This window comes from Janthinobacterium sp. SUN206 (assembly GCF_030587305.1).
Lineage (GTDB): Bacteria > Pseudomonadota > Gammaproteobacteria > Burkholderiales > Burkholderiaceae_D > Janthinobacterium > Janthinobacterium kumbetense.
The window spans coordinates 951127-964071 of record NZ_JAPWIB010000001.1 but is presented as its reverse complement, the minus strand read 5'-3'; the positions used below and the strand labels follow the sequence as shown (position 1 = coordinate 964071).

General features: G+C 61.9%; 11 protein-coding genes. All 11 read left to right on the top strand.

Annotation, left to right across the window (positions count from 1 at the left end):
- The first annotated feature begins 14 nt into the window (after positions 1–14).
- On the top strand, positions 15–989 hold the full coding sequence (gene hemB, locus O3300_RS04210; RefSeq protein ID WP_289907164.1) for a porphobilinogen synthase: 975 nt from the start codon (positions 15–17) through the stop codon (positions 987–989).
- 66 nt (positions 990–1055) lie between these two features.
- Complete coding sequence (locus tag O3300_RS04205) at positions 1056–2399, top strand: MBL fold metallo-hydrolase (RefSeq protein WP_305052148.1); 1344 nt, start codon at positions 1056–1058, stop codon at positions 2397–2399.
- Between the two features lie 66 nt (positions 2400–2465).
- Positions 2466–2975, top strand: coding sequence for a peptide-methionine (S)-S-oxide reductase MsrA (msrA, locus tag O3300_RS04200; protein WP_289897715.1), 510 nt, complete (start codon positions 2466–2468; stop codon positions 2973–2975).
- Positions 2976–2985: 10 nt separating this feature from the next.
- Entirely contained in the window at positions 2986–3801 is an 816-nt protein-coding gene (locus tag O3300_RS04195) for a helix-turn-helix transcriptional regulator (protein WP_305052147.1), read from the top strand.
- Positions 3802–3976: 175 nt separating this feature from the next.
- The gene (locus O3300_RS04190; protein ID WP_305052146.1) at positions 3977–5314 is read left to right on the top strand and encodes an MFS transporter; all 1338 of its coding nucleotides are present in this window, start codon (positions 3977–3979) and stop codon (positions 5312–5314) included.
- A gap of 16 nt (positions 5315–5330) precedes the next feature.
- On the top strand, positions 5331–7016 hold the full coding sequence (locus O3300_RS04185; protein WP_305052145.1) for an FAD-dependent oxidoreductase: 1686 nt from the start codon (positions 5331–5333) through the stop codon (positions 7014–7016).
- Positions 7017–7028: 12 nt separating this feature from the next.
- Positions 7029–7214: a hypothetical protein gene (locus O3300_RS04180; RefSeq protein WP_289914562.1), complete on the top strand. Its 186-nt coding sequence runs from the start codon at positions 7029–7031 to the stop codon at positions 7212–7214.
- Positions 7211–8515, top strand: coding sequence for a homogentisate 1,2-dioxygenase (gene hmgA / locus O3300_RS04175; RefSeq protein WP_305052144.1), 1305 nt, complete (start codon positions 7211–7213; stop codon positions 8513–8515). The genes O3300_RS04180 and hmgA overlap by 4 nt, the downstream gene beginning before the upstream one ends.
- A 442-nt stretch (positions 8516–8957) precedes the next feature.
- Positions 8958–10577 (top strand): amidohydrolase family protein, encoded by a 1620-nt coding sequence (locus O3300_RS04170; RefSeq protein WP_305052143.1) that lies wholly within the window; start codon positions 8958–8960, stop codon positions 10575–10577.
- Positions 10561–11499 carry an HET-C-related protein gene (locus O3300_RS04165; protein WP_143451555.1) on the top strand — a complete coding sequence of 313 codons (939 nt, stop codon included), beginning with the start codon at positions 10561–10563 and terminating at the stop codon, positions 11497–11499. The genes O3300_RS04170 and O3300_RS04165 overlap by 17 nt, the downstream gene beginning before the upstream one ends.
- A 183-nt stretch (positions 11500–11682) precedes the next feature.
- Positions 11683–12888, top strand: coding sequence for a sigma-54 interaction domain-containing protein (locus O3300_RS04160; RefSeq protein ID WP_369812260.1), 1206 nt, complete (start codon positions 11683–11685; stop codon positions 12886–12888).
- Positions 12889–12945: the final 57 nt, after the last annotated feature.

The window sequence follows — 12945 nt, the reverse complement described above, 5'->3', positions numbered from 1 at the left end:
AAGCCAGTCATCCCATGCCAGCACAATTTCCCACTTCGCGCATGCGCCGCTTGCGCGCGACCCCGCAACTGCGCGAGCTGTTCCGCGAAACCGAGATCAATCCGCGCGACCTGGTCCTGCCGATCTTCGTCGACGAAGGCAGCAGCGAATTCATCGACATCAAGTCCATGCCCGGCGTGCGCCGCATTCCCGAAGCGAAGCTGGCGCAGGAAGTCGAGCGCTATGCGCGCGCCGGCCTGCGCTCCGTCATGACCTTCGGCATTTCGCACCACAAGGACAGCCACGGCACGGACACCCTGAACCCGGACGGCCTGGTGGCGCGCATGTCGCGCATCATTAAGGACGCCGTGCCGGAAATGGTGGTCATGTCCGACACCTGCTTCTGCGAATACACGGACCACGGCCATTGCGGCATCCTGCATGGCGACACGGTCGACAATGACAGTACGGTGCTCAACCTGGGCAAGCAGGCCGTCATCGCGGCCCAGGCGGGTGCCGACATCATCGCCCCGTCGGCGGCCATGGATGGCCAGGTGGCGGCGATCCGCGGCGCGCTCGATGCGGCCGGTTTCCACGACACGCCCGTGATGGCGTATTCCACCAAGTTCGCATCCGGCCTGTACGGCCCGTTCCGCGACGCGGCCGGCAGCACCCTGAAGGGCGACCGCAAGACCTACCAGATGGACCCGATGAACCGCCGCGAAGCGGTGCGCGAGTCCTTGATCGACGAAGCCGAAGGCGCCGACGCGCTGATGGTCAAACCGGCCGGCGCCTACCTGGACATCATCCGCGACCTGCGCGAAGCGACGCGTTTGCCGATCGGCGCCTACCAGGTCAGCGGCGAGTACGCGATGATCAAGTTCGCCGCGCAGGCGGGCGCCATCGACGAGCGTCGCGTGGTGCAGGAAACCCTGGGCGCCATCAAGCGCGCGGGCGCGGACATGATCTTTACGTACTTCGCGATGGATGTGCTGAATAATCCGTACTAAGTAAACACGGGGCAGGGCGGCCGCCTTTTCAGCTATCATGGCGCGCTGCCCAACCTGAACTTGCTTATGCCCCTGAAAATCTCCCGCATCCTGCACGCCGGCTATGTCTTCGAATGCGAAGGCACGGCCATCGCCTTCGATCCCATCGTCGAAAACCCGTTCAGCCGCAACTGCCACGCGTTTCCGCCCGTGCGCTTCGACCTGGACGTCGTGCGCCGGCTGCGCTGGGATGCCGTCTTCATCTCGCACTTCCACGACGACCACTGCTCGCTCGACAGCCTCGATGCGCTCGACCGCGCCACGCCCATCTACCTGTACTGCGTCTTCGACGAACTGTTCGCGATGCTGCGCGCGCTCGGTTTCACGCGGGTGGAGAAGCTGCACGTGGACGTGCCCGTGCAGGTGGGCAGCATCGAGGTGATTCCGCGCCGCGCGCTGGACGACGACGTCGACTCGCTGTTCCAGGTGCGCGCAGCGGGCTTGAATGTGCTTAACGTCGTCGATTCCTGGATCGGCCCCGAGACCCTGGCGCAGCTGGCCGCGTTTGCGCCCTGGGACATGGTGCTGTGGCCATTCCAGACCATGCGCGAGATCGCCGTCATCGCACCGTCGCAGGCGGCGCGGGGCCCGGTGGAACTTCCCGACGACTGGGTGCCGCAGCTGCGCGCGCTGGCGCCACGTTACCTCGTGCCCAGCTCCTGCCAGTTCGTGCAGGAAGACTGGTCCTGGTACAACCATGCGATGTTTCCGATTACCTACCGCCGCTTTGCCGATGAAATGGGCGCCGCGCTGCCCGAGACGCACATCTTCCGCCTCGATCCATCGACGGCCGTGCTGCTCGACGCGCACGGCATGGCGCCGGCCACGCCGCTGCCCTGGGTCATTCCCGTGGGGCCGCAGGACGTGGATTTCGACTACCGTCCCGAGGCGCTTGCGCCCGCCACGGCGGACATCGCCCGCCGTTTCGCGCCCTTGAACGATGCCGACACGGCGCTGGTGCTGGACTTTTGCCATCGCGGCTTGCTCGAACGCTACCGCGACATGGAGCTGCCCGAGGACAGTTATTTTCAGGCCCCGCGCGTGTGGCGCCTGGCGCTGTACGGCCATGACGGCGCGGCCACCATCCTGCATTACCGCACGCATGGCGACTTGATCGACCTCGTGCCGGACACGGGCGAGGCGCCGGGCTGGACGACGCAAGTGCCGCTGGTGAAATGCCACGCGGCGCTGGTGCTCGGTGAATCGCTGACGTCGATGTACATGCGCATCAACGATGGTCCTTTCGACGAGGCTACGCGCGCCGAACTGATGGAGGCCGACATCGTCGACGATCCCTTGATCCGTTGCCTGTTCAACGACGCCATCGGCGCCTATCAGGCGGCGCAGCTCAAGCGCTTGCTGGCCCGCTGAAGAAAATCGCGCGACAGGGTAAGATAAACGATTAATCCCAGTATCTCAGATCAAGGAATGATCAACATGACACAAAACAAGGAAACCGCGATCCTGGCCGGCGGCTGCTTCTGGGGCGTGCAAGACTTGCTGCGCCGCTATCCGGGCGTGATCGCCACGCGCGTGGGCTACAGCGGCGGCGACGTGGCCAACGCCACCTACCGCAACCATGGCACGCATGCGGAAGCGATCGAGATCATCTTCGACCCGCACACCATCAGCTACCGCAAGATCCTGGAATTTTTCTTCCAGATCCACGACCCCAGCACGGAAAACCGCCAGGGAAACGACCGCGGCACCAGCTACCGCTCGGCCATCTTTTATACGAGCGATGAGCAAAAACGGGTGGCCGAGGACACGATCCGCGACGTCGACGCTTCCGGCCTGTGGCCCGGCAAGGTGGTGACGGAAGTGGCGCCGGCCGGCCCGTTCTGGGAAGCGGAACCGGAGCACCAGGATTATCTGCAGCGCTTGCCGCACGGCTACACCTGCCATTACATCCGGCCGGACTGGGTCTTGCCGCAACGCGGGCAGTAAGGAGCCGGGCATGCGTTACTGGCGCGTCGAGCGGCCGCCGGCGGAAGGGCAGCTGGACTTCGGGCGTACCCTGGAACTGATGGCGGCCATCGGCCATGCGGACGTGAACGCCGTCGCCGGGGCCATCCTGAAGACGGTCAGCACGGTCGCGCCCATTGCCCAGTGCACGATCTTTGCCTATGAATTCGGCAACCGTCCCCGCACCGTCGCCGTGGCCGACCGGCGCGGCGGGCGCTTTTTGCAGGATATCGCCGACAGCTACGCCCGCCATTACTATGCGCTCGATGGCAACCAGCGCGTGATCGCCCTGGCGCCGGGGCGGAAAATCGATCCCGCCATCGTGCTGCACCAGCAGGCCAGCGACGAGATCGACCATCCCGGCTACCGCGCCGTCTGCTACCAGAAGCCGAATGTGTCGGACCGCCTGTCCCTGCTGCTGCAGCCGGCCGGCGATATCTGGTTGTCCGTCAATTTCTACCGCGACAGCAGCCAGGGTCAGTTCCAGCCCGGCGAAGTGGCGGGCATCGAAACTCTGTCACCGCTGTTTGCCCATGCCGTCAAGCATCACTACAGCTTGAAGGGCCAGGCCACGCAAGGCGTCGCGCCGCTGATGCTGGCAAGGCTGCGCCAGCATTGCCCCGCCCTGAGCAAGCGCGAACTGGACGTGCTGCGCTGCGTGCTCGAAGGCCTCACGGCCGTGGAAATCGCCGAGACCATGGGCGTGCAGCCATCGAGCGTCATCACCTACCAGAAGCGCGCCTATAAACGCCTGGGCATTTCCAGCCAGCGGCAACTGTTTGCGCTGTGCATGGCGCCAGCACCTTAGTCCTTTTGGCGTAGGGCTGGCTTCGCCTTTTTGACTGTTTTAGCCGCGTAACGTCCCCAAAATGGGGACAAGGTTCGCGGCGCGCGTCTGCATACTGTGTTGCAAGCCGGGATCACCCGGCCGCTCTCACCCAATAACAATAGCAAGGGGAGAGCGACACCTTATGGAGACCAGCATGACCATCGCCCCCGCGGCCACCCCCGCCACGCCCGTCCTCGACGCGGCCACCGTGCAACTGGAACAGCAAGTGATGCGCAAGGTGTCGCGCCATCTGCTGGGCTTTCTGTTCCTGCTGTTCGTGTTTTCCTTTCTGGACCGCATCAATATCGGCTTCGCCGGCCTGACCATGATGCAAGACCTGGGCCTGTCCGGCACCCAGTTCGGTTTTGCCACCACCCTGTTCTACATCGCCTACATCGCTTGCAGCATCCCCAGCAACATCGTGCTGGCCCGCATCGGCGCCCGTCAATGGATAGGCTCCATGATGATCGCCTGGGGCCTGGCCTCGACGGCGACCCTGTTCGCCAGCGGCCCGGCCAGCCTGTATGCGCTGCGTTTTTTGGTGGGCGTGACGGAGGCGGGCTTCCTGCCCGGCATGCTGCTGTATCTGACCTACTGGTTTCCCAGCGCCTACCGGGCGCGGGCGAATGCCCTGTTCATGATCGCCATGCCCGTCACGGCCGCCATCGGCTCGGCCCTGTCGGGCCTGATCCTGGGGCTCGATGGCCACTGGGGCTTGAAGGGCTGGCAATGGCTGTTCTTGCTTGAAGGCATGCCTTCCGTGCTGCTGGGCCTGGCCGTGTACGGCTACCTGGACGACTCGCCCGCCAAGGCGAACTGGCTGGGCAAGCTGGAGCAGCAAGTGCTGGCGCGCATGCTGGCGGCCGAGCAGAAACCTGTTGCGTCGCAGCAAAAAATCTCGGTGCTGGCGGAAATGCTGTCGCCCACCGTGCTGAAATTCGGCATCGCCTATTTCTGCCTGGTCAACACCCTGGCGATGGTGGCCGTGTGGACGCCGCTGATAGTGAAAAGTTTCAATAGCAATGCCAGCAACACGCAGATCGGCTTGCTGGCAGCCATCCCGCAAGTGTGCACCGTGATCGGCATGATCGCCTGGGGCCGCCGCTCGGACCGCTTGCAGGAGCGCCGCTGGCACATCGTCTGGCCCATGCTGCTGTCGGCCGCCGGCTGGCTGTGCACGGCGTACTCGGCCAACCCCGTGCTGCAACTGCTGGGCGTGTGCATGGCGTCGACGGGCGCTTATACGGCCATGTCCGTCTTCTGGACGACGCCGGACCGGGCCTTGAGCCTGGGCGCGCGCGCCATCGGCATCGCCGTCATCAATGCCACAGGCAATATCGGCTCGGCCCTGAATCCCGTCGTCGTGGGCTGGCTGAAGGATATCACGCACAGCTTTGCCACCGGCTTGCTGTACGCCAGCGTCCTGCTGGTGGCGGGTGCGGCCATCGTGCTGACCCTGCCCATCGCGCGCGGCGGCAAAGACCATACTTGATCGAAGAGGACCCATCATGAGCGACACGTTTCACCCTTACCCCCATGTGCCGAAGGTGTATCCGCCCGGCAAACCGGCCGGCGCCGCCACGCAGCATGTCCCGGTCCTGATCGTCGGCGGCGGCCCCGTGGGCCTGGCCACGGCCCTGGGCCTGGCCCGTCACGGCGTGCGCTCGGTGCTGATCGAGGCGGACGACGGCGTGTGCACGGGCAGCCGCGCCATCTGCATCTCGCGGCGCAGCCTGGAAATCATCGAACGCCTGGGCGCGCTCGACGGTTTTATCAGCAAGGGCTTGCCGTGGGCAGGCGGACGCAGTTTTTACCGCGACGAGGAAGTGCTGCACTTTACGATGCCGCAAGACGCGAACCAGAAGTTGCCGCCGATGGTTAACCTGGCGCAATACCATATCGAGCAATTCCTGCTCGATGCGGCCGAGCGCCAGCCGGAATTGATCGATATCCGCTGGCAAACGCGGGTGACTGGCGTGGACCAGCGCGCCGGCGGCGCCAGCGTCACCGTGGCGACGCCCGACGAATCCTACAAAATCGAGGCGGACTGGCTGGTGGCGGCCGACGGCGGGCGCAGCGTGGTGCGCGAGGCGCTGGGCCTCAAATTGCAGGGCACCAGCTATGAAGGGCGCTATGTGATCGTCGATATCCACCTGAAGAGCGAGCGCCCGACGGAGCGCCTCGCGTATTTCGACCCGCCGTCGAATCCCGGTTCGACCGTGCTGGTGCACAAGCAGCCCGACGATATCTGGCGCATCGACTACCAGTTGCGCGACGACGAGGATGCGCAGGCGGCCGTGCTGCTGGAAAACGTGGCGCCCCGCGTGGACAGCCTGCTGGCCATGATGGGGGAGACGGCGCCGTGGCATCCCGTGTGGATCACCATCTACAAGGCCAACGCGCTGACCCTGGAAAAATACCGCCATGGCCCCGTGCTGTTCGCGGGCGATGCGGCCCACCTCGTGCCCATCTTCGGCGTGCGCGGAGCCAATTCCGGCATCGACGATGCGGACAACCTGGCCTGGAAGCTGGCCTACGTGGTCAAGGGCCAGGCGCCGCATGCCTTGCTGGACAGCTATTCGGACGAGCGCGTGTTCGCCGCCCGTGAAAACTTGCGCCACGGCACCAAAAGCACGGAATTCATGGCGCCGCCCACTTTCGCTTTTGATTTGATGCGCACGGCCGTGCTGGGCCTGGCGGGCAGGCATGCGCACGTGCGCTCGCTGATCAACCCGCGCCAGACGAGCGCCATCGCGTATGCGCAGTCGGCCCTGAATGCCCCGGACCCCGACACGTTTGCCGCCGGCCCCGCGCCGGGCACGGTCTTGCCGGAATGCCCGCTGGCGCTGTCGTACGACGGCGGGCAAAAAGCGGGGTATATTACCGATTTGCTCAAGCGCGCAGATGGCCATTTCACGGGGCTGTACTTCAGCGAGGACGGGGCCATTCCTGCTGAATTGCTGGCGCTGGGCGATACCTTGCCGCTGACGAGCGTGGCGATTTCCCGCAGTGGGGCGCAGGAGTGCGCCTGGGACCACACGGCGCAGGTATTCTCGCTGTTCGACGCGCAGCCTGGCACGTTTTACCTCGTGCGCCCCGATGGGCACGTGCTGGGACGCTGGCGGCAGGCGCAGGCGCAGGCGGGGCAGGTGGCGGCAGCGCTGGCGGCGGCCGGCATCGCCCAATCACAGTAACAAGGAGACAATATGACCGATATCGAACTGGATAATTTGTACACGGAGCTGTGCCACACCATGGGCGGCCTGGGCGAACAGCGTTCGCCCCTGTTCCTGGCCCGTTTCGCCTTGCTGGCGATGGGCGCCATCGGTAAGGCCGACGTGGTGCAGGGCTTGCTGCGCGACGCGGCCGACGGACTGGGGGAGAGCGCATGATAGGCGCCGGCTACCAAAGCGGCTTCGGCAACGAATTTGCCACGGAAGCCGTGCCCGGCGCCTTGCCGCAGGGGCAGAATTCGCCGCAGCAGGCGCCCCTGGGCCTGTATGCGGAACAATTGTCGGGCACGGCCTTCACGGCGCCGCGCGCGCAGAACCGGCGCTCGTGGCTGTACCGCATCCGCCCCGCCAGCCAGCATCCGCCGTTTACCTTGCTGGAAAATACCCGCATCGTCAGCGATTTCCACGCCATGCCGCCGACGCCGCCGAACCAGCTGCGCTGGGACCCGCTGCCGCTGCCCGACAGCGCCACGGCGGTGGACTTCATCGACGGCTGGCAGACCATGGCCGGCAACGGCAGCGCCGAAACCATGAGTGGCTGCGCCATCCACGTGTATGCGGCCAACCGCTCCATGCAGCGCTTCTTTTACTCGGCCGATGGCGAATTGCTGGTCGTGCCGCAGCAAGGCCGGCTGGCCATTGCCACGGAACTGGGCTTGATCGAGCTGGAACCGCAGGAAATCGCCGTCATCCCCCGCGGCGTGCGCTTCCGCGTGACCTTGCCCGATGGCGCGGCGCGCGGTTATGTGTGCGAAAACTTCGGCACGGCCTTCCGCCTGCCCGACATGGGCCCCATCGGTTCGAACGGCCTCGCCAACAGCCGCGATTTCCTCACGCCGCACGCGGCGTATGAAGACATCGACGGCGCATGCGAACTGCTGGCCAAGTTCGGCGGCCATTTGTGGCGCACGACCCTGGACCATTCTCCGCTGGACGTGGTGGCCTGGCATGGCAATTACGCGCCGTACAAATATGACCTGCGCCGCTTCAACACCATCGGCTCGATCAGCTACGACCACCCGGACCCGTCGATCTTCCTCGTGCTGCAGGCGCCCAGCGAAAATCCCCTGTTCGGCGCCATCGACTTCGCCATCTTCCCGCCCCGCTGGTTGGCGGCCGAGCATACGTTCCGCCCGCCGTGGTTCCACCGCAACGTGGCCAGCGAATTCATGGGGCTGATCCACGGCGTGTACGACGCCAAGGCGGCCGGTTTCGTGCCGGGCGGCGCCAGCCTGCACAACTGCATGTCCGGCCACGGCCCCGATGCGCAGACCTTCGACAAGGCGTCGCACAGCGACACGTCCGCGCCCGTGAAGGTGGGCGACACCATGGCCTTCATGTTCGAGACGCGCACCATCCTCAAGCCCACGCCATTCGCGCTGGACGGCGGCCTGCTGCAAAACGATTATTTCGTCTGCTGGCAAGGCTTGCGCAAGCATTTCGATCCGGAGCAGGCGTAGACAGCCTATCAAAACCGGCTGCGCATCGTAATTTTTACTGCCTCGGCGGCCCCGTACTCCGTACAGTTGCGCTTCTCGAGCCGACACGGGCGCCGAGTCTTTCTTTCGCTCGTTACGGTTGTGTCAGGCGTTGTTAGTCAAACATTAGTCGCGCAGTCCGCGCCCGCGCCTGTGCGATAAATCTTGCCAAGTTGAAATTATCAATATACCATCCCCCCTTGCATCGAGCACGCGATTTTTTCTGTACCCGCTAGTCGAAGAAATGAACTGCTGAAAGGGCTGTATGGACCACTTTCCGGAGAACTTCGCCCGTCGTCGTGCCCTTCGAGGCATCGGTGCTCTCGCGGTTGGCACAACCGTCGGCTTGTCAGGCTGTTGCTTGCTCAAACCATGTCCCATAGATTGCGTAAACAGTCCTGACATTAACTTGCCGACGGGACCTTTGACCATCGATGCCCACTGCCACATTTTCAATGGCACGGATATCCCTGTCATGGACTTTGTGGGAAAGGTGCTGGTTGGGGAGGCCAGCCCGCTGGGACCTGCGGCAATGGCTGTCGGTGCGCTGCTACAAGGCCTTGCGTGGTCATTGGCGCCTTCGGGTAATGTGGAACTGCAGACGCTCCGGGAGTTGTCCCCCCAACTGGCTGCTTGTACAACCGAGCAGGCCAAGATTGAGGTCATTTCACAGCTGCGACGAAACGCATATGCAGCCGGTACGGCTTCCTTGAAGACCGCTGCCGCTACCTCCCCCCTGTACCTGCCATTCATTGTGGAAAAACAAAGCAAGTTCCTTGTTCCCGATATGCAGACCCGTTTGCAAGTCGAGGCCCTGGAAATTATTGACAAGCTTCCTGCCACGATTCCCGATTTGGACAAGGACGCTCCAGAGCCATTGGACATGCTGAGTGGAGACAGGTCGGTGATGGGTGTAATTAAATTCATCCTTCAAAATTTCCAATACCGGTATGTAAATATTCAGCAATATCTGCGCACATTTAATGTTCCCGGGGTTCGAACGGTGGACCTCCTTATGCCCAGCATGGTCGATTATTCGTGGTGGATCTCAAAGGGGAAAACAACAGGGACGACGCTCGAAACGCAGGTCAAGGTCATGGAGCAGTTGTCCATTATGACGGGAGGGAGAATGCACGGATTCGTGCCATTCTGTCCGTTGCGAGAAGTGGCGTTCGGCAAGGGGGAATCAGCTACCAGTTCTTTTGCTCTTGTCCAGGGCGCGCTTGATGAACATGGATTTATCGGCGTCAAGTTATACCCACCAATGGGCTTTGCCGCGCTGGGAAATCAGCATATTCAAGATGCGGAGCCCGATTTCTGGAAGCGTTGTTGGTTGCCGGAGTGGGTACAAAATACCCCTGATTTGGGAAAGTTGCTTGATGGCGCCTTGCGCCGGCTTTATGGCTACTGTGAAGAGCATGGTGTACCTGTCATGGCGCACACGGGTCTTTCTAACGGCCCCAGCATGGCTTTCAAGAATCTGGCCGGCTCCAGATACTGGGCGTGCGTCTTGAAGGAGTTTCCACGCCTGCGTATCAACTTCGGACATTTTGGCGACACGTCAATCGTGAAGGACCAGCGTGCAGGATTCTCCCTTGCCGAAGCATTTGCAAAGGAAATGAATCCAAGCGGACCTGGGGAATTCGCGTACGCCGATGCTGGATTCTTTACCGAGGTGATATCGGACCAGGCTGAACTCAAGGCCGATCTGCAAAAGCTCTATAACCTTACCGCCCAAAAGGGTTCTGCATCGTTGGCGAATCGCTTTTTATATGGCACAGACTGGGAAATGAGCCTGACAGCCAGCTCAATTGGAAGCTATTTGAGCGATTTTATGAAACTTTTCAAAGAGCTTGAAGAACTGCCATCTCTCAGAGACGAAACCGCGACGACGCTCTCGAATAAATTCTTTGGCGATAACGCCGTACGTTACGCAGGCTTGTCCCAAGGCGGGAAAACGCGTTTGAGGTTGCAGACATTCTATGACAAACATGGCGTAAAGCCGCCTGCCTGGTTGTTGAAAGTTGATGATCGATTCGGTTAGCGGAAAAGAGCATGGTGCGGGTGTCCGAAATTTCACTTTCAAAATTTGGAGATTATCGATGTCTAACAGACTCCGGCAGTCGGTTGCTATCATTTTCTCGCTCATGGCTATGGGAGCCTCGGCAGCGGATATCGATATGGAAAAAATCCAGCAAGAAATTCCTGCGGCAAAAGATGAATCCATATCCGTTATTTGTGAGAGATGCAATTCTGATTTCAAGATAAGCGAGCATAAAATACTGCTGGATGGCCTGAGCAGCCGGAGGTATGTGCGCCAAATGCAAATTGCACTTTACATGCAAGATATCGTTCATCAGACTGCATCAAAAGCCCACTTCGACAACTGTGATTTTTCCGGAGCTATCGCTTATATTGCACAACTTAAAGCCGAACTGGACGAGCACGCTGAAGCGGCCACGGTTCTTCTCATGGCAAAAAAACCATTGTTGGTGAATCTGGAACTGAATCTGGCCTTCCTGTCCCTGGGACAGGCACTGCATGGAATTCAGGACTTCTATGCTCACACGAATTATGTCGAAATCAATATCGATCATGCCAGCGCTTTATCGGACTTCAAGGTTGTCAAAACCTGGGGAGACCAGGCAGAAGAGAATATTCAAAAATGGCAAGAGGTGGGTCTAAAATCTGGATACGTGAGTTGGGGGGCACCAAAGAAATGTGCTGTTCCATATGAAACGCATGGAGAGATGGCTAAAGACTCAAAGGAAACTGATCGGGGGAAAAAAACCATTTCAAAGTTTGGTAATGTTACCCATTTTGAAGTGGCTCAGGGACTTGCCAAAGATGCTTCAAAGAAATTTATTCTTGACGTATTCGCAGAGTGGCCGATTTTAAACGCAGTAAGTCAGGGAACGATTACACTCGATGTGTTGGTGGACAGCCGGGCGACCGTTTTGAAGTAGCGACGAATCAAATCCCGCAAGGTCAGTGTTGAAGTCGGGGAGGGATGACGCCATCGCCAGCCAAAGTGCGCCGTTTGCGACAAAACAGCGTTCACTCCCGGCTCTTCGCATATGCAAATTCCGGATAAGCTAGAGCGGCACCATTCGTTCACGCCTGGAGATGGAGCGCGGTATAGTCGGTCCATGGAACTCTTAGCCCACAATTTCAGCAGCGATTTCGCGCGCAGCGCCCACCTGGCCCGCGGCGCGGGCGATGACGGCGACAGCGAGGCGCTGGTCGCCTTCCGCGACCCGCAGCAAATGAGCTTGCTGGTACGCGCCACGGCCTTTGTCTTTGCCGACCCCCGTTCGCGCCAGCTGCACGAGCTGATCGAGCGCATCGCGCCCAGCGAGGCGACGGTGCTGATCACGGGCGAAACGGGGACGGGAAAAGAACTGATTGCGCGCCACGTGCACGGCTTGAGCGGGCGCGCCGAGCAGACCTTCGTGGCGATCAACTGCGGCGCGTTTTCCGAAACCCTCGTCGAGAGCGAGCTGTTTGGCTATGAAAAAGGCGCGTTTACGGGCGCGCAGCAGGGCAAGCCTGGCTGGTTCGAGACGGCCAGCGGCGGCACCCTGTTCCTCGATGAAATCGGCGACTTGCCGCTGGCGATGCAGGTCAAGCTGCTGCGCGTGCTGCAGGAGCGCGAAGTGGTGCGCCTGGGCGCGCGGCGCGCCATCCCCATCGACGTGCGCCTGATCGCCGCCACCAACGTGGACCTGGCCGAAGCCGTGCGGGCAGGGCGCTTCCGCGAAGACCTGTATTACCGGCTGCAGGTGATCGGCCTGCCGCTGCGTCCCCTGCGCGAGCGTCCGGGCGACGTCATGCCGCTGACGCGCCACTTCATGGCCATCTATGCGCAGCGCCTGCACCTGGGCGAGGTGGAACTGGGCCTGGACGCGCAAGATGCCTTGCTGGCCTACCCATGGCCGGGCAATATCCGCGAACTGGAAAACGTCATTCACCGCGCGCTGCTTGTCTGCCGCAGCGGCGTCGTGCGGGCCGAGGATTTGAGCCTGTCGGGCTGGCACAGGGCGCCAGCTGCCGCACCTGTCTCCGCACCTGTTTCCGTGGCTGTCCCAGACGCCTGGGCCGGTGGCGCCGACATCGCCTACGCGGCCCACGGCGCGTCCGGCCAGGACGACTTGCTGGCGGCCGAACGCTTTGCCCGCGCCTGGCAAGCCTTGCTCGACTCGGGCGAAGCCGTGGAATTCGAGGCCATGCAGCAGGAACTGGTGCGCGCCGCGTGGGAGCGCAATGAGCGCAACCAGGTGCGCACGGCCAGGCACTTGAATTTGAGCCGCAACATCCTGCGCACTTTCCTGAAAAAGGCGGGCGCCATCGACTAGGCGCATGCGCGACCTCCCGGAGCCGGACCCGCAGCGATGCGGCTCCGGCTTTTTTCA